Below are 20399 nucleotides of genomic sequence, written 5' to 3' on the forward strand. Positions count from 1 at the left end.
CCCTGAAAGCAGGCGGCGAGCAGAAGCCCGGCCTTACAAATTTGCAATATGGCGGACAGATCCCGCGCAGATCCGCGATCTATAAACATCGGTGAAAGGGCAATCGGCCGCTACAGTTTCCGGTCATCGTTGCGGTTTCAACCTGTCCTAGATGGTTGCGCAGAGAAACCGGGACGCAGCCAGGCAAGCTCCGGCAGAAAGGAAACAGAATGACGAACCGTCGAAAAAACCTTGTGACGACCGTTCTTGCGGCAAGCACCATCATGGCGTCGCTGGCGATCCCGATCAGCAGCGTCGCGCAGGGTGCGCCGCTGGCACCGCGCGAGACCGCCGTCGCCCCCGAGACCAATCCGCCGGGCGACATTCCCGACAATCAGGTCTTCATCGATTATACCGCGCCCGCAGGTTTCTCGATGCAGGTGCCCGAGGGCTGGTCGCGCAGCGACACCGCCACGGGGGTCAGCTTCGCCGACAAATACGGCACGATCGACATCGCCACGGCCAAGGCCGACAAGGCGCCCACGCCGCAGTCCATCCAGCAGCGCGAAGTCCCCGATCTGGTCGCCGGCGGGCACGCGGTCGAGGTGACCGATGTCCGGGCCATGACGCTGCCCGCCGGGGAAGCGGTCGCGCTGGACTATCTGTCGAACTCTGCGATCAACCCGGTCACCAACCGCCGGATCCGGCTGGAAAACCGCCGCATCTATCTGTTCCATGCCGGGCAGGAGGCAATCGTCACCTTTTCGGCCCCCGCCGGCGCCGACAACGTCGATGCGTGGAAGATGATGGCGGAATCGCTGCGGTGGCCGTCGTGACCCTGCTTGTCGCCGAAGACCTGTTCCGGTTCTACCATGTCGGCGACGCCGAGATCCGTGCGCTCAAGGGCGTCAGTCTGCAAGTTCGCGCGGGCGAGATCGTGGCCCTCACCGGTCCTTCGGGCAGTGGCAAATCGACGCTGCTGTCCTGCCTGTGCGGGCTGGACGACCCCGATGGCGGCACGGTCGAGATCGACGGCCGCCGAATGACCCGGCGCCCCGAGGCGGAAAAGGCGGCGATCCGGTCGTCGTTGCTGGGCATCATGGCGCAGCGCGACAACCTGTTCGCGCATCTGACGGTCGCCGAAAACGTCGCCTTCGCCCTGTCTCGCAGACAGGGCGCGGAGCTGCCCGAAATCGGGGCCATCCTGCAATCCGTCGGCATGAACGCCCGCGCGGCCGCCTATCCCGCCACCCTGTCGGGGGGCGAGATTGCGCGCGCGGGGCTGGCGGTCGCGCTGGCGCTTGATGCGGCCCTGCTGGTGGCGGACGAGCCGACCGCAGAGGTCGATGCACAGACCGAACGGCTGATCCTGGACATGCTGGTCGCACGCAGCCGCGCCGGTCGCGGGGCGTTGATCGCAACGCATAGCCGCGCGGTCGAAGCCATCGCCACGCGCGTCCTGCACCTGCGCGACGGACGGCTGTCCGCGCGCCCCGCGCCCGATGGCGGTCAGGCGGTCTCGCCCGATGCAGAGCGGGCGGCCAGCCCGACCTTGCGCGCGCCCCTGCGATCCTCCGCCGGGGACAATGCCGCGCTGATCGAGGCGCGGCATGTAAGCCGGATCTACCATCCGGGCGGCGATCCGGTCCATGCCGTCGAGGATGCCAGCATGGACCTGCACCGGGGCGCCCGGATCGCCGTCACCGGCCCGTCGGGCAGCGGCAAATCCACTCTGCTGAAGATGCTGGCGGGGATCGAACGGCCAAGCTCGGGCGGGTTGTCGTGGTTCGGCGCGGCCAAACCCGACATGCTGCGCCCCCGCCGGATCGGCGTCGTGTTCCAGGAACCCAGCCTGATCGCGTCGCTTACCGTGCGCGAGAATGTCGAACTGCCGCTGCAATTGGCGTCGTTCCTTCCCGCCCGCCCGCATCCGGGCGCCGATGATGCGCTGCGCCTGCTGGATCTGTCCGATCTGGCCGACAAGCTGCCCGACGAATTGTCGGGAGGGCAGATGCAGCGGGTCGCCTTTGCCCGCGCCCTCGTCACCAATCCCGAAATCATTCTGGCCGACGAGCCGACCGGACAGCTTGACCAGCCGACAGGGCGCGCGGTGATGCAGGCCGTCCTGAAGGCCCTGGACCAGGCTGATGCCGCGCTGCTGATGACGACCCACGACGCGGCTCTTGCCGCCACCATGCCGACCCGGTTCCACATGGATCACGGCCGCCTGGTGAATGCCGCCTGAAAGGAGGCCCGACATGTTCCCGCTTTGGATCAAAGGCGTGCTCAAGCACCGCCTCGTGCAGATCGCCCTGGCCTATTCGGGCGTCGCGATCGCCATCACCCTGGTCGCGCTGATCGGCGTCTTCTCGGTCATCAGCGCCTCGACGATGACCGATCGGGCGGTGTCGCAGGTCGTCGTGGACTGGCAGGTCCAGCCCAGGCCCGGAACGGACAATGCCGGGATCGGGGCGGCGCTGGCCGCCCTGCCCGACCTTCGCAGGGTGCAGAAGGTCGGCTATGGCGATGTCTCGGCGCTCAGCGCGAATACGGGCGGCACGGTCCAGACCACCGGGGCGGCCAAGGTGCTGGGGCTGGATCCCGGCTACCGGACGGATTTCCCGGAACAGATGCGCCTGCTTCTGGGCCGCTATGACGGCCCGCTTCTGGCCCAGCAGACGGCCGCGAACCTGCATGCCGGGATCGGCGACACCATCATTGTCAAGGCCGCCGGCGGCGACGTTCCGGTGACGATCGCCGGGATCGTCGAACTTCCCAATGCCGACGCGCTGTTCCAGACCGTCGGCGCCCCCGCCGGGGCCGGGCCGACCGCCCCGCCCGACAACGTCGTCATCCTGCCGATGGCTCAGTGGACCAGCCTGTTCGCGGCCGATCCGGCCCGGACGACCACGCAGTTCCATGCCGGGTTCACCCATGCCGCGCTGCCCCGCCAGCCCGATCAGGCCTATATCCAGGAGGCCCGCAGCGCCCGCAATTTCGAGGCCGGGATCGCGGGCGCCGCGCTGGTCGGCGACAATCTGGGCGCGCGGCTGGATGCGGTGCGGGGCGACGCGATCTATGCCCGCGTCATCTTCCTGTTCCTCGGCCTGCCGGCGGCGATGCTGGCGATCCTGCTGACCGTGTCGCTGTTGTCGGCGGACCGTGAAAGCAAGGGCCGCAGCGAGGCGCTGCTGCGGATGCGCGGACTGGACCGGGGGTCGATCCTGCGGCTCGTCGCGTCTGAAGAAACGCTCGGCGCGGTCGGGGCCGCTGTCTTCGGCGCGCTGGCCGCCCTGGCGCTGGCGGTCGTCCAGTTCGGCGGCGCGGCGCTGGCGCCTGCCGCCCTGGCCTGGATCGGTCTGGCCGGGCTCGGCGGTTTCGCGATCGCCCTTCTCTGCGGTCTGCTGCCCGCCCTGTCCCGCTTGCGCGACCAGACCATCGTCGGCGGCCGGAGCTATTTCACCAGGGGCAAGGTGCCGCTGTGGCAGCGGCTGTGGCTGGACGTGATCTGCCTGGCCGCCGCCGCCGTCATCTTCCTGCGATCGGCAAGCTCCAACTACCAGGTCGTGCTGGCTCCGGAAGGGGTCACGGCCACCGCCGTCGATTACACCGCCTTCCTGTCGCCGCTGCTGTTCTGGACCGGGGCGGTGCTGCTGACGATCCGGCTGACCTCGTGGCTGATCGGCCGGTCTTCGGGCGGCCTGGCGACGATGATCGGCCGCAGCGGTCTGGCCTCGGGCACGGCGCCCAGCATCGCCGCCAGCCTGTCGCGGCAGAACCGGCGGCTTGCGGGCGGGATCGCGCTGGTATCGCTTGCCTTTTCCTTCGCCTTCGCCATCGCGATCTTCAACCTCACCTATAACGGCCAGACCCGGGTCGATGCCCTGCTGACCAACGGGGCGGATGTGACGGTGACCGGGTCGACCTCGACGCCGGTCGAGCCGGTGGTGACAAAGGTCGCGGCCCTTCCCGGCGTCGCGGCGACCGTGCCGATGCAGCATCGCTTCGCCTATGTCGGCAACGACCTGCAGGACATCTACGGCATCGACCCCGCCACGATCACAGATGCCACGTCGATCGTCGACGCCTATTTCGCCAATCGCGATGCGGCGGCCACGCTGAAGGCGCTGGCCGCGACACCGGACGGCGTTCTGGTGTCGCAGGAAACCGTGAACGATTTTCAGCTCGCGCTTGGCGATACCGTGAACCTGCGGCTTCAGGATGCCACCACCCACCAATACAAGGCGATTCCGTTCACCTTCGTGGGCGTCGCGCTGGAATTTCCGACCGCACCCAAGGATTCCTTTCTGGTCGCCAACGCGGCCTACATCGCCGCGCAGACCGGCACCCCCGGCCACGAGGTTCTGCTGATCCGGGGCAAGACCGATCCCGGAACGCTGGCCGCCGATATCCGCAACACCCTGGGGCCGGCCTCGGGCTACAAGGTCTCGGATCTTCAATCCGCGTTCCACATCATCGCCTCCAGCCTGACCGCCGTCGATCTTGGCCGGCTGACCAATGTCGAGATCGCCTTCGCGGTCCTGCTGCTGGCGGCGGCGACGGGAATGCTGCTGTATCTGGGCTTTGCCGAGCGTCGCCGGGCGGCGGCCATTCTCTTGGCGCTCGGCGCGTCGGGATCCGAGGTCGCGGGATTTCTGTGGAGCGAGGCGCTGATCATCCTCGTTCCCGGCGCCGTCATCGGCGCGGCGATCGGCGTCGCCGCGGCCGACATGCTGGTCAAGCTTCTGTCGGGCATCTTCGATCCGCCGCCCGATGCCCTGTCCTATCCCGTGACGGCCCTGGCCGGGTTCGTCATCGTCAGCATCCTTGCCACATTCGCCGCCGTCCGCATCGCGCGGCACCGGCTGTCGCGGACCCGTGTCGGGTAGACCCGGCGCTGGCGATGCGGATGGTCCCGCCTATCGCGCCGTTCGCCGCGACAGGCGGGTTTCCAGTTGAACCATCGCGTCATAGATCAGCACCGCGAACAACCCCACGATCAGCCCGCCCTGCAACACATAGGCGGTGTTGTTCGTCAGCAGCCCCGAGATGATCACCTCGCCCAGGGTCCTGGCCGCGACGGTCGAGCCGATCGTGGCCGTGCCAAGAGAGATGACCACCGACAGCCGGATGCCCGTCAGGATGACCGGCAGCGCCAGCGGCAATTCCACCCGGACCAGCCGTTGCCGGCGGTTGAGGCCGATCCCGCGCGCGGCCTCCATCGTGGCGGGCGGCAGGGTCAGAAGCCCGGTCATGGCGTTCTCGAAGATCGGCAGCAGGCCATAAAGGAACAGCGCCACGACCGTCGGCCCGGCGCCGAAGCCAAGCGAGGGCACCGCCAGCGCCAGAACCGCGACGGGCGGGAATGTCTGGCCCATGTTGGTGATGGTGCGCGACAGGGGACGGAAGGCCGCCCCCGCCGGCCGCGTGACCAGGATCGCCAGCATCACCGAAACCAGCGTCGCCGCCGTGGATGCCAGCGCCACGAGACCCAGATGGCTCAGCGACAGCGACAGCAGCGACGAGCGATCGTAGATGACCGGCCCGCCCTCGGGCGCGAAGGGCGCGAAGACCGGCGTGAACCAGACCGGACGCAGGACCAGGGCCAGAAGCAGCGCGATCAGCGCCCCCCGCAAGAGGTTCTGCCACCTCATGTCCGGCCTTCGGCCCGCGCACGGATCGCGTCCAGTGTGACCCTCTGCTGGCCGGCCCCGTCGCGGGTCACCGGCAGCGCCTCGCGGCCGGTCCACAGGCAGATCGCCAGCGCGTCGCGCAGGCTGGTCTCCACCGCCACGGCCTCGCCCTCGGCGGATCCGTTCTCGACCACATCGGAGACCGGGATCAGCGACAGCAGGCGCAGCGGACGTTCGACGCCGCCGACCATTTCCGCCACGAAATCCGTCGCCGGCTGCCGGATGATCTGCGCCGGCGTGCCGTGCTGGACAAGGCGGCCCTTGTCCATCACCGCGATCCTGTCGCCCAGATGGATCGCCTCTTCCATGTCATGCGTGACCAGCATGATGGTCGATCCCAGGGCCTGCTGGATGCGGCGCAGATCCTGCTGCGCGCGCGCCCGGATGATCGGATCCAGCGCCCCGAAGGGTTCGTCCATCAGCATCAGATCGGGACGCGAGGCCAGGGCCCGCGCAACACCCACCCGCTGCTGCTGCCCGCCGGACAATTCATAGGGAAAGCGGTCGCGGAACCGGGCCGGCTCCATCGAGAACAGGTTCAGCAATTCGTCCACGCGGGCGCTGATCTTCTGGCGGGGCCAGCCCAGCAATTCGGGCACCGCGCCGATATTGCGCGCGACGGTGTGATGCGGGAACAATCCGTGACCCTGAATGGCATAGCCGATGCGCCGCCGCAGCACGTGTTTGTGCAGGCTGGACGTAGGCTCGCCATTGATCCGGACCTCGCCCGAGCTGGGCTCGACCAGCCGGTTGATCATGCGCAGCAGCGTGGTCTTGCCGGATCCCGACGTGCCCACGATGACGGTGATCGTGGCTTCCTCGACCGTCATCGAGACGGAATCCACCGCCGGGCGCCCGTCATAGAGTTTGGTGATCCGGTCGATTTCGATCATGATCTGCCCTCCGGTATCGGTCGGGCCAGTTCGACCAGGATGTCCATCACGATCGCCGCCACGAGCGCCAGGGCGACGGTGGGCAGCGCGCCCAGCAGAATCAGGTCGGTTGCGGTCTGGTTCAGGCCCTGGAAGACAAAGGTGCCAAAGCCGCCGCCGCCGATCAGCCCGGCGATCACCGCAAGGCCGATATTCTGCAACAGCACGATCCGCATCCCGGCAAGGATGACCGGCAGGCCAAGCGGCAGGTCGATCCGAATAAGGCGCTGCCGTTCCGTCATGCCCATGCCGCGCGCCGCCTCTTGCGCGGCTGGCGGAGTGCTTTGCAGGCCCGCGACGGTATTGGCGACGACGGGCAGCAGCGAATACAGCACAAGCGCCAGAAACGCGGGGGCAAAGCCGATGCCGGCAATGCCCATCGCGCGCGCACCCGGCACGCTGTCGCCGACCCAGCCCAGCAGCGGGATCATGATCCCGAACATCGCCAGCGAAGGGATGGTCTGCAAGAAGCTCAGCACCGGCAGCAGGGCGGCGCGCAGCCTGGCGCGACGGTAACATGCCAGGCCCAGCGGCAGGCCGATCACCGCCGCCGCCGCCAGCGAACCGAACGCAAGGCCAAGATGGCGCAGCGCCGCATCGCGGAACGCGCCCTGCCGGCTGGCATATTCCTGCATCACCGACAGGTCCGACAATGCCCCCGATCCAAGCAGCAGCGCCAGCAAAGCCAGAACCGCGGCAAGCAGGCCCGCCCGTGCCAGCGGGCCCGGTGAAAGGCCGTTCAGCGCGTCCGCCGCCAGAAGCGCCAGGATGACCAGCAGCGACCAGAATCCGGCACCGGGCGAGACGCGCGCGTATTGGCCCGCGCCCGCCAGCAGCGTGGCGGCGCCCTGCGACAAAAGCCAGGGCAGCGCCGCAAGCCCCAACGCGGCGCCCAGCAGGCGAAGGACCGGGCGGATCTGCAGCACGCCAAGCGCCAGCCCCGCCGACAGCGCGGCCAGGCCCGGCAGCGTCACGCCCGGCCCGGCCGATTGCCAGATCGGAACCCCCTCGCCGGCCACGATACGGTTGGCCGCCAGCGTCATGAAAGGCGCCAGGAACGCGCCCAGTCCAAGCACCATGAACAGAAGCCCCGGCGCCGACAGCGCCGGCCAGCCGACGCGCGTCTGTGTCGCGGCGCGGATCAGTCCAGCACTCCGGTCCGGGTCAGGTAATCGCGCGCCACGGCCTCGGCAGGCTCTCCGCCGACCTGGATGCGGCCGTTCAGATCCTGCAGCGTCTTCAGATCAAGGCCGCTGAAGATCGGGTTCAGGACATCCGCGATGGCCGGGTATTCGCCCAGCACCTCTTCGCGGACGATGGGCGTGGGCTGATAGACGGGCTGCACGCCCTTGTCGTCCTCCATCACCACAAGCCCGGTCGCCCCGACGCCGCCATCGGTGCCATAGACCATCGCCGCGTTCACGCCCGACGTGCCCCGTGCCGCGGCCTGAATCGTCGCAGCCGTATCGCCGCCCGACAGGATCACCGTCTGATCGGGCGACAATTCGAAACCATAGGTCTTCTGCATCGCGGGCAGCACCGCGGGCGATGACACGAACTCGGTCGAGGCGGCCAGCTTGACGTCACCGCCGCCGGCGACCCAGGCGCCGAAATCGGTCATCGTGGCCAGGCCGTTCTGCTCGGCCACCGGGCCCGTCACCGCGATGGCCCAGGTGTTGTTGGCGGGCGCCGCGTCCAGCCAGATCACCTGGTTTTCAGCCGCGTCCAGTTCTGCCGCGCGGGCATGGGCGGCCTCGGGGCTTTTCCAGACATCGCTGTCGGCCTCGTTGAAGAAGAAGGCGGCGTTGCCGGTATATTCGGGATAGATGTCGATCTGACCCGCCAGCAAAGCCTCGCGCACGACCTGCGTGCCGCCCAGTTGCAGCCGCCGTTCGACCGGCAGTCCCGCATCCTCCAGCGCCAGCGCGATGATATTGCCAAGAAGTCCGCCCTCGGTGTCGATCTTCGACGAGACGGTGATATTGGCCAAGGCGGGGCTGGCCAGCGCGCCCGCCAGTCCGACAGCCGCAAGAACGAGATTGGTTTTCATGGTGAGGTAGGCTCCCTAAAATTGCCTGCGCTTGGGTTGGCCGAAACCGTGGACGTGAAACCGTGACGGATTCAAGGCCGCTGCGGGGTCGGCGGGTCTGCTCCTGCGGGGCCCTTGGCCGGCATGACCGGCCGAGGGCGACGAATCGTGTCGTATTGAACGCCCGGACAGGGGCCCGGTTCCCTTGCCGCGCAGGGCTGGCGCCAGCGACGACGCCAATTCCCGCGGCCGGCCGCCAAACCGTTTGCCTCCCCCGGTTGCTTTTGCTTTAATCGAGGGAAATCAGGCCCCGCCGCTGCCATTCTCCGGCACAAGGTTCCGGAAATGCCAGCGCGCCCTGCCCCGTTCCGCGACCGACAGGAAACCCCTTCATGACCGATACATCCCCTGGCTTTGACACATTGGCCGTTCACGCGGGGGCCGAACCGGATCCGGCCACGGGTGCAAGGCAGGTTCCCATCTATCAGACCACCTCCTACGTGTTCAAAAACGCCGATCACGCGGCGCGCCTGTTCAATCTCGAGGAACAGGGCTACATCTATTCGCGCCTGACCAACCCGACCGTGGCCGCCCTGGTCGCGCGCGTGGCCGCGCTGGAGGGCGCGGTCGGCGGCGTCGGCTGTTCGTCGGGACATGCCGCCCAGATCATGGCGCTGTTTCCGCTGATGGGGCCGGGCTGCAATATCGTGGCCTCCTCGCGGCTCTATGGTGGCACCATCACCCAGTTCGGCCAGTCCATCCGCCGGTTCGGGTGGACCGCCAGCTTCGTCGATACCGACGATCTGGACGCGATCAAGGCCGCCATCGACGACAAGACCCGCGCGCTGTTCTGCGAAACCATCGCCAATCCCGGCGGCTATGTCACCGATCTGGACGCGATGGCCCGGATCGCCGAGGAGGCGGGCATTCCGCTGATCGTCGACAACACCACGGCCACGCCCTGGCTGTGCCGGCCGATCGACCACGGGGCCACGCTGGTCGTGCATTCCGCGACGAAATATCTGACCGGAAACGGGACCGTGACGGGCGGAATCCTTGTCGATTCCGGCAATTTCGACTGGTCCGCGTCCGACAGGTTCCCGTCGCTGTCGCAGCCGGAAAGTGCCTATCACGGCCTGACATTCCACAAGGCCCTGGGGCCGATGGCCTTCACCTTTCACTCGATCGCCGTCGGCCTGCGCGACCTGGGCATGACGATGAACCCGCAAGGCGCCCATTACACGCTGATGGGAATCGAGACGCTGGGCCTGCGCATGGAACGGCACGTGAGGAACGCCATGGCGGTGGCCGAATGGCTGGACAGGGATCCCCGGATCGAAAGCGTCAATTATGCGGGACTTCCGTCATCCCCGTCGCATGAACGGGCGCAGCGGATCGTGCCCAGGGGCGCGGGGGCGCTGTTTACCATGTCGGTCAGGGGCGGCTATGATGCCTGCGTCCGACTGGTCGACAGCCTCAGGCTGTTCAGCCATGTGGCCAATCTGGGCGACACGCGCAGCCTGATCATCCACCCCGCCTCGACCACGCACCGCCAACTGAGCGAGGATCAGCAGATCAGCGCAGGCGCGGACCCGGATGTGGTGCGGTTATCCATCGGCATCGAGGATCTGAAAGACATCATCGCCGACCTGGATCAGGGGCTGACCGCCGCCACGGCGTAGACCGGGCCACCGCGACGCGCAGGATGGGGCGTTCGTCGCACTCGATGCCGGCGGCACGCAAGGCGGCGGTTCCGGCGGCCGGACATGCCCCCGACCGCGCCGCCCGGCTGGCTGGCCGGCCGCGACGGCCTTGCGCGCGCGCCGGATTGCCGGCGCTGATCGGGCCTCGCCGGCTCAGCCGATTGTTGCGCCGGCCGCGACACCGGTGCCATCGACACGGATCCGCAGCTCGCCATCCTCGCCGTCGCGATCGACGGCGATGCGGCGGGTCTTGCCGTCAAGGCACAGGGTCGCCTCATAGCCCGGCCATTCGTCGGGCAGGCGCGGATCGACCGCGAAACCGCCGGGCCTGCGGGCAATGCCCAGAATTCCCTCGACCGCCGCGCGATACATCCAGCCAGCCGATCCGGTATACCAGGTCCAGCCCCCGCGACCCAGCTTGTCGCGCGCGCCGTAGACATCGGCGGCGACGACATAGGGTTCGACGCGATAGACCTCGGCGGCGCTCGGGTCGTGCGAATGCGTGATCGGGTTCAGCGCGTCGAACAGCCCATGGGCGCGGTTGCCGTCGCCCGACAGCGCCAGCGCATAGACCATCCAGGCCGCCGCATGGGTATATTGCCCGCCATTCTCGCGGACGCCGGGCGGATAGGACTTGATATAGCCCGGCTCGCGCGGCGTGTCGCGGAAGGCCGGCGTGAACAGCCGCATGATCCGCGCCTCGCGGTCGAACAGATGCGACAACGCCTGGGCGACACCCTGCTGCGCGCGATCCTCGCGCCCCGCGCCCGAGATCAGCGCCCAGCTTTGGGCAATGCTGTCGATGCGGCATTCGTCGCTGTCGGCGGATCCCAGCGGCGTGCCATCGTCGAAATAGCCGCGCCGATACCAGGCGCCATCCCAGCCGGCCTTGTCCAGCGCCGCCGCGACCGATTGGCGATGCGCCGACCATGCCGCCGCACGCGCCGCGTCGCCGCGCGCCTCGGCCAGCGGCGCGAAGGCATCGATGGTGGCGCACAGGAACCAGCCCAGCCAGACGCTTTCGCCCTGGCCGGCCTCGCCGACGCGGTTCATGCCGTCATTCCAGTCGCCGCCCAGGATCAGCGGCAATCCGTTGCGGCCGGTGCGCGCGACCGCCAGATCCAGCGCCCTGGCACAATGGTCATAGAGCGGGGACCGCAGGCCGGAGGAATCGGGCACGAAGAAGCGGTCATGTTCGCCCTGCTCCAGTTCGGGGCCCGAAAGGTACTCCACCGGCTCGTCCAGGATCGCGCGGTCCCCTGTCGCGGCAATATAAAGCGCGGTCACATGGCCCAGCCAGACCACATCGTCCGAGATCGTCGTGCGCACACCGGCGCCCGTTCGGGGCAGCCACCAATGCTGCACATCGCCGCTGGTGAACTGGCGCCCGGCCGCGTTCAGGATCTGCCTGCGACACAGGGACGGATCCTGCAGGATCAGCGCGCTGGTATCCTGCAACTGGTCGCGGAACCCGAACGCCCCCGATGCCTGGTAAAAGGCGGTCCGCGCCCGGATCCGGCAGGCCAGCGCCTGATAGGGAAGCCAGGTGTTGACCAGCAGGTTCAGCTTGTCGTCCGGCGTGTCGATCTGCAGCGTTCCCAGAACGCTGTCCCATTCGTCCCGCGCGGCGTTCATCGCCGCATCGAACGCGCCGGGGCTGCGCGCGGCGGCAAGCACCCGGGGCAGCGTTTCGGCGTCGCCATTGGCCAGGATCAGCGTGGTCTCGGCGGTCTCGCCCGGCGCCACGGACAGCGGCCAGCGGATGGCGGCGCAGGGATCGCCCGCCGCCTCGACGTCTTGCGCGCCGCCGCCGCCCTGCGCGGCAGGACGGGGCCATGATTCCAGCGCCGCCGGATAGGAAATCGCGCCCTCGCGGCCCAGAAAGGCGGTCCGGGAACCGCAATGGGCGTCCACCTCGCGATCGCAGGCCAGCGCGGTGATCCGATCGGCGAAATCCGCCGAATAGGGATTGCGCCCGATGGCGGCCGCAAGCCCGGTATCAAAGCCGGTCCGGACCATCGGGCCCGCAACCGCCGCGTCGGTGCCAAGGACAAGCTGGGCATAGGCGACGCCGCGCAGCCGCAGGTGTCGCCTGGTCCGGTTGGTGACCCGCAGCCGGGTCAGCCGCGCCGGAACGTCGCGGGCCAGCGTCATCACCGCCTCGACCACGACCCAGCCATAATCGGCGGTAAAGCGCGAATATCCCAGACCATGCGCCGCCTCGAAGACCGCGTCGCCCGGCTCGGACGTGGCCAGGAAGGGGCTGGCGACGCAGCCGGTCTCGGGGTCGTGGACAAGGATCGTCTCGCCCGGCGCATTGATGACCGGATCGTTCGTCCAGGGCGTGATCCGGTAATCGCGAGAATTGACCGCCCATGTGTAGGACGCCCCTTCGGCCGAGACGTGGAAGCCGAAATCGTCACGCGCGATCACGTTGATCCAGGGATGGGGGGTCTGCCGGTCATGGGTGATGCGCAGCACATATTCGCGACCGTCGGATGCGAACCCGCCAAATCCGTTCCAGAATTCCAGCTGCGATCGGGACGCAGGCCTTGGCCGGGGATCGTCGCGCCGGCGTTCGCCACAGCCCCGAAGGCGCGCCGGAGCCGGCGGCGTCTCGCGCAGCCGCGCCAATTGTTCGAAAAGCTTGCCGTTGCGGGTGTGCAGCATGATCCGCGCCGCCGATATCAGCGTGTCGAAGCTGCCCTGGCTTATCTGATCGCGACGCACGGCATGGGCATGATGGGGGCCGGACTGGCCGGCCGCGTGGACGGCGGCATCGACCAGGGTCTGAATTCCGTGCTGCAGATCCTGGGCATAGCTGGTCGGGCGTTCGTTGAGGATCACCAGATCATGCAAGACGCCCCGGCTTTGCAGGAAGGTATGCATGCGCATGGCATTTCGGATGATCGGAAGATCGGCCTCGTTGTCGATCCGCAGCAGCAGGATCGGAACATCGCCTGAAATTCCCATCGGCCACAATTCGTTCTGCCGGCCGATGTCCCGGCGCCGCTGCGGCGTCGCGGCAAGACGCAGATCGGGCCAGATCAGCAGGCTTGCGAATTGCCGGTACAGCTTCGCCTCATCCAGCGAAACCCCGAGATGGCGCAGCTGGACCTGCGAATAGGTCCATGCCAGCCGCAACTCGTGTTCGAAACAGCCGGGGCGGGTAAAATGGGTGGCCAGCCGGGCGCAGTCCTCGGCGCTGTCGGCGATCAGCGTCCAGAAGGTGATCGAGGCGGATTTTCCGGCCGGCACGCGGATATGCCTGCGAATGGCGAAGATCGGATCCAGCGTATGGCCCTGGCGCCCCGACAGGGTTGCGCCGCTCTTCATCGCGGCGGCGTCGGCCAGGCTGCGACCGCGGCCAAGAAAGGCGCGCCGGTCGGTTTCGGCCTCGGCGGCCGGGGTCAGCGCACCATCCGGCCCGGTCACCAGATGGGCCATATACAGCGACTGGCCGCGCGGATCGCGGGGCCGGCGCCGCGCCATGATCAGCGCGCCCTCGTCGCGGATCTCGGTTTCGACGAACATCTTGGAAAAGGCGGGATGGGCCCGGTCCGAGGCCGGATCGTCCAGCACGATCTCGCCATACGAGGTCACCTCGATGGTCCGGTCGCGCCCCGACAGGTTGCGCAGGGTCAGGCGGCGTCCGTCGGCATTGCCTTCGGTCGCCGCGATGATTTCCAGCCGGCTTTCGATCGCGTTGGCGGTCTTGAAGAATTCGGCCTTGTGATCGGAAAAGATCACCGTGCTGCGTTCGTCGGCCCCGCTGCACGGGGCGTGGGTCGCCGACCACCATTCCCCCGACTGGATGTCGCGCATGAGCAGATGGATACCGCCATCGTCCCGGGTCGGATCGGCGGACCACCGGTTCAGGGCGATATTGCCCAGCATGGCGCGCCCGGCGCCGGTCGAGGACACGAACATGGTGAAGGCGCCGGTCGACATCAGGGCCACCTCGCGTTCGGCCCGGCCCGGATCGTTGACCACGGTCAGGGTATCGCCGCTGCTCAGCAGCGTGTCCCGCCCCGGTCCGAAAGCCGTGGTCGCGCGCGTCACCGGCGTGATGTCGCGCGGCGACTTTTCCTGCAGCAGCAATTCGGATGCGCGCACGACCGGATCGGCGTGGAACCTTTCGCGATGAATGCCGTCGAGAACGGCGTTTCCGATCGCCAGCATCGACATGCCGTGATGATGGGCCATGACGTTCTTCACGACGCTGTGATTGGCGCCCTCGCGCTGGCGGCGTGGCGAGAAATCGACCGCGTCATAGAACCCGAAGCGGCCCTCGGCGCCCAGTTCGCGCAGCGCGGCCAGGTTTCTGATCGCCGCCTGCGGGTCGATCTGTGCCGCCAGGATCGAGGCATAGGGCGCCACCACGTAATCGCCGCCCGAACGCTTCAGCGCCAGGTTGGGAACGCCGAAGGCGTAATATTGATAGTTCATGTCCCGGTCGCGGGCGTTGAACGCGCTTTCCGAGATGCCCCAGGGCAGGCCGTGCGACCGCCCCCATTCCATCTGGATCGCGACCGCCATCTTGTCGGCGAGGTTGAGGATGCCGCCCTGACGTTCCTTCAGCAGCAGCGGCGGCATCAGGTATTCGAACATGCTGCCCGACCAGGACAGAAGCGCGCCGCGATGGCCGACCATCGCGAAGGGCCGGCCCAGACGCGACCAATGTTCCTTGCCCAGATCGCCCTTGGCGATGGCCAGGAAACTGGTCAGCCGCGCCTCCGAGGCCAGCAGGTCATAGCGGCTGCCGTCAAGCGCCTGCGCATCGGTGCGATAGCCGATCGACATCAGCGACTTTTCGCGATCGACGAACAGGCTGAAATCCATCCCGAAGGCAAGGTTGCGCGCCCGCTCGGCCAGAAGCCGGGTCTGCAGGACGAACTTGTCCAGCGCCTCGGGCCGGGTTGTGACCGGGTTCAGGACATCGGCGGTGTCGCGCACCAATGCCGTGGACCAGGCCAGGATCTCGGCCGCGTCGCCGCGCGGGGTCGCCGCGTGCAGATCGCCCGCCAGTCGCCGGATGGTCGCGGCGCGGCTGATCAACTGCCCGGCCGCGACCGGATCGGCCAGCGATCCGGGCAGGCTGTGCGCCACCGACCGGGCATAGCCGTCGATCGCCTCGCTCATCGCGCCGTGCAGGTCGCGCAGCGCACGGCGATCGTCGCGCAGCAGCTCCAGCTCGGCGCGCAGGATGTCCAGCGTGTCGCGCAGCCCCGCCGTGGCGGGCACGCGCACCGAAGGCGCGTGCGCCGCCCAGCCCCGCAGACCGGAGGACAGCGCGATCAGCATCCCGGCAAGATTGCCGCTGTCGACCGAAGACAGATAGGGCGCGGGCAGCACCGACAGCGTTCTGGTGTCATACCAGTTGAAGAAATGCCCGCGAAACCGCTGCATCCGTTCAAGCGTGGCGATGGTGGCCTCGATCCGTTTCAGCGCCGTGTCCAGGCCGATCCAGCCGAAATCATGCGCCGACATGACCGACATGAGATACAGCCCGATATTGGTCGGCGAGGTGCGTTCGGCCAGTTTCGGGGCTGGCAGTTCCTGATAATTGTCGGGCGGCAGATGGTTGGTCGTCTGGTCGACGAATTCGTCGAAATAGCGCCAGATGCGGCGGGCGATGCGCCGCAACTCGGCCTTGTCCTCGGCCGAGATCTGCAACTGGTCGACCGTTTCCAGCGACCGCGAGGCGCGAAAGGTGATCCAGGGCGCGGCGATCCACAGCGCGGCGAAAATCACCGCGACCGGAAGGGCGGATGGATTGACCGCGGCAGAGGCCAGGATCGCGCCGCCGCCGATCAGGGGCGACGCGATCATCCGGCGATATTCGGCCGCAAGCCGGGGGTCGTCCCTGTCGCCGATCAGCTGCGATGGCGTCCATTCCAGCAGGTTGCGCCTGCTGACGGCCAGCCGCCACAAGGTCCGGAAGATGGCGTCCGCCGTCGACCAGGCCCGATCCGCGACCGTGGTCAGCCGCAGCCCGAACTGGGTGAACGAGATGCGGGCGTCGCGCAGCACCTGGTGGATGTGATACCCCCATGACACGCCATACTGGCGCCGAAGGACGTTGGTATCGATCTGAAGGATCGGCACCAGCACCATCAGCAGGATCAGCGCCAATTGCCACAGCGCCGCCGCCGATCCCGGCAGCAGCAGCCAGCCCGCGACCGAGGTCGCAAGCCAGCCCGGCGCGACCAGGGACCGGCGAAGATTGTCCAGCATCTTGAACCGCGCCAGCCCGTTCAGTCCGTTTCCCGGCGTGACGATCAGCGGCAGCAACTGCCAGTCGCCGCGCATCCAGCGATGCTGGCGGCTTGCCTCGTTCGCGTAGCGGGTGGGGAAATTCTCGACCACCTCGATATCCGATACCAGCGCCGCGCGGGCCAGGCTGCCTTCCAGCAGGTCGTGGCTGAGAATGGCGTTTTCGGGCACGCGGGCGGTCATCGCCGCCTGAAACGCATCGACGTCGTAGATGCCCTTGCCGGTGAAGCTGCCCTGACCGAACAGATCCTGGTAAAGATCCGAGACGGCGAACACATAGGGATCAAGCCCCCGGTTCGCGGAAAATGCGCGCTGGAAGACCGAGGCTTCGGCCCCGGTCGTCAGGGAGGGCGTGACCCGCGGCTGCATGATCGCATGGCCCCGGATCACCAGACCCTTCTCGTCGCTGACCGGAAGGTTGACCGGATGGGCCATCTTGCCGGCCAGGGCCGCGACGGTGTCGCGTGGCAATCGGGTGTCACTGTCCAGCGTCACCACATAGCGCACCCCCTCGGGCGGGGTCGGGCCGGTCGCCAGAAAGCTGGTCCCGGTCTGACCGCGCAGCAGCATGTTCAGCTCGGTCAGCTTTCCGCGCTTGCGTTCCCAGCCCATCCAGACGCGGTCCGTCGCACTCCACTGACGGCGCCGATGCAGCAGGAAAAAGCGCCGGACCCCGCCGTGGTTGTAATGTTCGGCCAGCGCGTCGATGCGCTGGCGGGCGTGATCCAGCAGCGCCTGATCACGCGGAAGCGTTTCGGCATCGGCGTCGGCCCAGTCGCTGAGAAGCGCGAAGAATATCTCGGTCTGCGGATTGGCAAGGTAATGCGATTCCAGCGTGTCCGCCAGTTCGTCGATGGCGTCCATGCTGGTGATCATGCAGGGGATGACGACCAGCGTCCTCGCCTCGGCGGGAAGGCCGGTCCGGAAATCATAGCCCGCAAGGCAACGCGGCGCCAGCCATCGCGCCGCCAGAAATGCCAGGGCCTGCATCGCGGTCTCGCTGGCCGGGACCAGCGCCAGCGCCAGCAGCAAGCCGACCTGCCACCGGGGCAGGCCGGCGGGGATCGTCCAGGTCATCACCGCCAACAGCAGGACGGTCAGGACCAGCAAGGGCAGTTGCAGCGACAACCATCCAAGCCGGCGTATCAAGATGCCCAGCATTTCGTAGGCTGTCCTGCGGCACCCTGCCAGCCGCTGCAGCCGGAACCGGTCCTCGCCGACCAGCAGGTGCCCGACCTCGACGCGCCCGTCCAGCCGCGGCTCCCGGAGGATGCCCCGATCGGCGGCACCTTCGGAATCGCCGGCAGCGGTCTCCAGCGCCAGCCGGGCGACCTCGGTCTCGCTCAGCCTGGATCGGCGCGCCGTCCGCTCGACCGCGGATCGATAGGCCGCGCGGGTTGCCTGGTCCAGGCGGACGAATTCGGAATCCCCGACCAGCATCCTGTCGACATGGCTGACGCCCTCGAACCATGTCAGCCAGTCGATATCCCCCATCCGGCGCAGGCTGCTGATGACGTTGCCGACGGTGACGTTGCCGGCCGATTGCTGGGCGTATTCCCGCTGCACCGCGCGTTCCAGCGCCGGCTGTCCGCCCCATCGCCGTTCCAGCGCCGCCAGCGCCGCCTGCGCGTCCGCGGTGCCCTCGCGAAGGCGATACAGCAACTGGACCGCGACGGTATCCCGGAAGATCAATTCGCCCCGGCCCTCGACGATGGCCGAGATGTTGTCGGGATCGCTTGCGACCAGATCGGCGATGGCGTTGGCGGTATTGCGGTACCGGCGCGCTGTCACCACCCGGTCGGACATCCGGCGAAGATTTTCGACCAGAACATAGCGCAGAAAGGTCGGGACGGCCCATAGCTCGGCGATATCCAGCGTCGAGACCGACTGGAAACCGCGAAGAAAGTCGGACAGGTCGTCGGCCTTGACCTCGGAATTGGTCAGCGCGACGAAATACCACGCGATCAGCAGACTGCGCGGCGCCTGTCCGCCCCCGGACAGCGCCACTTTCCGCTGATGGCGCAGGAACGAGCGTCCGAAACCCTGGCGCAGCTGGCGCAGGTTCTCTTCGACCATGTGGTAATTGTCGATCAGCCATTCCGCCGCCGGCGTGATCAGTTCGTCGCGTTCTGCCGCCATGACGGTATCAAGATAGTTCGTCCGGATCGCATCCTGATTGTCGGTCAGCCGCCGGATCGGGGCGGCCGGCGCATCGTTGAATTCCGGAAACCGCGTCGCCGCCAGTTCCCTGCCGGCTTCGAACAGCGATTTCGCGGTCCATAATTCGACCCGGATCGGCGCCGAACCATCGGGTGACCGCTGGTCCGCGGTCCACGAACTGGGCTTGATCCGGCTGAACAACGACGAGTCTCCCTTCAAGGCCGGCAACACCAGAGGAACGGTATCACAAGACGCGGCCGAAACAGCGCCGGAATCGCGGTTGCGCGGCAGACGGGCCGCATCCGGCATTCACCCGCGTGGAGCCGATCGGATATTGTCGGGCAGCCAGGTGGCGAGGTCGGGAAAGAGGATCAGGACGAAGACCATCAGAACCATCAGCAGGAACATCGGGAACGCCGCCTTGGAAATGAAGCTCATCTCGTGGCCCGTCATGCCTTGCAGCACGAACAGGTTGAACCCGATCGGCGGCGTGATCTGCGCCATCTCGACGACCACGACGATGAAGATGCCGAACCAGATCATGTCGATCCCGGCATCCCTGACCATGGGCTCGACCACGGCCATGGTCAGCACCACCGAGGAGATCCCGTCCAGGAACATGCCCAGGATGATATAGAACACCAGCAGCACCATGAGAAGTTCGAAGCGCGACAGGTTCCAGCCCGCGATCAGGTTGGCCAGCCCGCGCGGCAGCCCGGTAAAGCCCATGGCAAGCGACAGGAACGCGGCACCCGCAAGGATCAGCGCGATCATCGCCGATGTGCGCGTGGCCCCCAGAAGGCTTTCGGTAAAGCTTTTCCACGTCAGCGATCGCTGAAGCGCGGCAAGGGTCAGGCCGCCAAGAACGCCGAAGGCGGCGGCCTCGGTCGCGGTGGCGAAACCCAGATACATCGAGCCGATGACCACCAGGATCAGACAGATGACCGGCAGCAGGAAGCGTGAATTCACCACGCGGTCGCGAAACGACATCGGCGCGTCCTCGCGCGGGGTCCAGTGGCGCGAGGTTTGCGAACGGATCGCCACATAGGCCATGAACAGCAGGGCCAGCACCAGCCCTGGCAGGACACCCGCGAAGAACAGCTTCGATATACTTTCGTTGATCGTGACGCCATAGACGATCAGCGTCAGCGAGGGCGGGATCATCAGGCCCAGCGTCGCCGCCCCGGCCAGCGTGCCGATCACCATCGATTCCGGATAATTGCGGCTGCGCAGTTCGGGGATGGACATCTTGCCGACGGTGGTCAGTGTCGCGGCCGATGAGCCGGACACCGCGGCGAAGACCGCGCAGCCGACGATGTTGGTATGGACAAGCCCGCCCGGCAGCCCCGCCATCCAGGGCGAGAGCCCGCGGAACATGTCTTCCGACAATCGGGTCCGGTAGAGGATCTCTCCCATCCAGATGAACAGCGGCAGCGCGGTGAGGGTCCAGGATGACGAGGCCGTCCAGATCGTGGTCAGCATCACATCGCCGACCGGCCGCGAGGTGAACAGCTCCATGCCCACCCAGGCGACCCCCATGAGCGCGAGCCCGACCCAGACGCCGCTGCCCAGAAGCGTGAACAGGACAAAGAGAAACAGGATGATGATGTAGAGGTTTTCCATCGCG

General features: G+C 67.4%; 10 protein-coding genes. 4 read left to right on the plus strand and 6 right to left on the minus strand.

The window, feature by feature from the left end; genetic code table 11:
* Positions 1-209 precede the first annotated feature (209 nt).
* From B4A72_RS00890 to B4A72_RS00900, 3 genes are read left to right on the plus strand one after another with little or no spacing between them, the layout of a single operon-like run.
* Complete coding sequence (locus B4A72_RS00890) at positions 210-815, plus strand: hypothetical protein (protein ID WP_292952805.1); 606 nt, start codon at positions 210-212, stop codon at positions 813-815.
* Entirely contained in the window at positions 776-2224 is a 1449-nt protein-coding gene (locus tag B4A72_RS00895; protein WP_292952808.1) for an ABC transporter ATP-binding protein, read from the plus strand. The genes B4A72_RS00890 and B4A72_RS00895 overlap by 40 nt, the downstream gene beginning before the upstream one ends.
* Positions 2225-2237: 13 nt before the next feature.
* The gene (locus B4A72_RS00900; protein ID WP_292952811.1) at positions 2238-4868 is read left to right on the plus strand and encodes an FtsX-like permease family protein; all 2631 of its coding nucleotides are present in this window, start codon (positions 2238-2240) and stop codon (positions 4866-4868) included.
* A gap of 30 nt (positions 4869-4898) precedes the next feature.
* On the opposite strand, the gene B4A72_RS00905 is transcribed toward B4A72_RS00900, so the two are convergent.
* The 4 genes from B4A72_RS00905 to osmF form a co-directional block, all read right to left on the minus strand.
* Positions 4899-5633 carry an ABC transporter permease gene (locus tag B4A72_RS00905; RefSeq protein ID WP_292977959.1) on the minus strand — a complete coding sequence of 245 codons (735 nt, stop codon included), beginning with the start codon at positions 5631-5633 and terminating at the stop codon, positions 4899-4901.
* A complete protein-coding gene (locus B4A72_RS00910; protein ID WP_292977960.1) occupies positions 5630-6565 on the minus strand; it encodes an ABC transporter ATP-binding protein in 936 nt (311 codons plus the stop codon). Before B4A72_RS00910 ends, B4A72_RS00905 begins: the two co-directional genes overlap by 4 nt.
* Positions 6562-7683 (minus strand): ABC transporter permease, encoded by a 1122-nt coding sequence (locus B4A72_RS00915; RefSeq protein ID WP_292977961.1) that lies wholly within the window; start codon positions 7681-7683, stop codon positions 6562-6564. The genes B4A72_RS00910 and B4A72_RS00915 overlap by 4 nt, the downstream gene beginning before the upstream one ends.
* Before the next feature lie 62 nt (positions 7684-7745).
* Positions 7746-8654 carry a glycine betaine ABC transporter substrate-binding protein OsmF gene (gene osmF, locus B4A72_RS00920; RefSeq protein WP_292977962.1) on the minus strand — a complete coding sequence of 303 codons (909 nt, stop codon included), beginning with the start codon at positions 8652-8654 and terminating at the stop codon, positions 7746-7748.
* Positions 8655-9025: 371 nt separating this feature from the next.
* Here osmF and B4A72_RS00925 point away from each other — a divergent pair, with 371 nt between their 5' ends.
* The gene (locus tag B4A72_RS00925) at positions 9026-10315 is read left to right on the plus strand and encodes an O-acetylhomoserine aminocarboxypropyltransferase/cysteine synthase family protein (RefSeq protein WP_292952826.1); all 1290 of its coding nucleotides are present in this window, start codon (positions 9026-9028) and stop codon (positions 10313-10315) included.
* A gap of 174 nt (positions 10316-10489) precedes the next feature.
* Here the strand turns inward: B4A72_RS00925 and B4A72_RS00930 are convergent, their stop codons facing one another.
* Together B4A72_RS00930 and B4A72_RS00935 are read right to left on the minus strand one after the other, a co-directional pair.
* Positions 10490-18991 carry a GH36-type glycosyl hydrolase domain-containing protein gene (locus tag B4A72_RS00930; RefSeq protein WP_292977963.1) on the minus strand — a complete coding sequence of 2834 codons (8502 nt, stop codon included), beginning with the start codon at positions 18989-18991 and terminating at the stop codon, positions 10490-10492.
* Between the two features lie 90 nt (positions 18992-19081).
* Positions 19082-20395, minus strand: a complete 1314-nt coding sequence (locus B4A72_RS00935) for a TRAP transporter large permease (RefSeq protein ID WP_292952832.1) — start codon at positions 20393-20395, stop codon at positions 19082-19084.
* Positions 20396-20399: the final 4 nt, after the last annotated feature.

This window comes from Paracoccus sp. UBA5162 (genome assembly GCF_002413585.1).
Lineage (GTDB): Bacteria > Pseudomonadota > Alphaproteobacteria > Rhodobacterales > Rhodobacteraceae > Paracoccus.

Bases quoted from the DNA above. Each gene is read 5' to 3' on its own strand.
- B4A72_RS00905 (WP_292977959.1), bottom strand. From the start codon at position 5,633: ATGAGGTGGCAGAACCTCTTGCGGGGGGCGCTGATCGCGCTGCTTCTG.
- B4A72_RS00890 (WP_292952805.1), top strand. From the start codon at position 210: ATGACGAACCGTCGAAAAAACCTTGTGACGACCGTTCTTGCGGCAAGC.
- B4A72_RS00935 (WP_292952832.1), bottom strand. From the start codon at position 20,395: ATGGAAAACCTCTACATCATCATCCTGTTTCTCTTTGTCCTGTTCACG.
- osmF (WP_292977962.1), bottom strand. From the start codon at position 8,654: ATGAAAACCAATCTCGTTCTTGCGGCTGTCGGACTGGCGGGCGCGCTG.
- B4A72_RS00925 (WP_292952826.1), top strand. From the start codon at position 9,026: ATGACCGATACATCCCCTGGCTTTGACACATTGGCCGTTCACGCGGGG.
- B4A72_RS00910 (WP_292977960.1), bottom strand. From the start codon at position 6,565: ATGATCGAAATCGACCGGATCACCAAACTCTATGACGGGCGCCCGGCG.
- B4A72_RS00915 (WP_292977961.1), bottom strand. From the start codon at position 7,683: ATGGTGCTTGGACTGGGCGCGTTCCTGGCGCCTTTCATGACGCTGGCG.
- B4A72_RS00900 (WP_292952811.1), top strand. From the start codon at position 2,238: ATGTTCCCGCTTTGGATCAAAGGCGTGCTCAAGCACCGCCTCGTGCAG.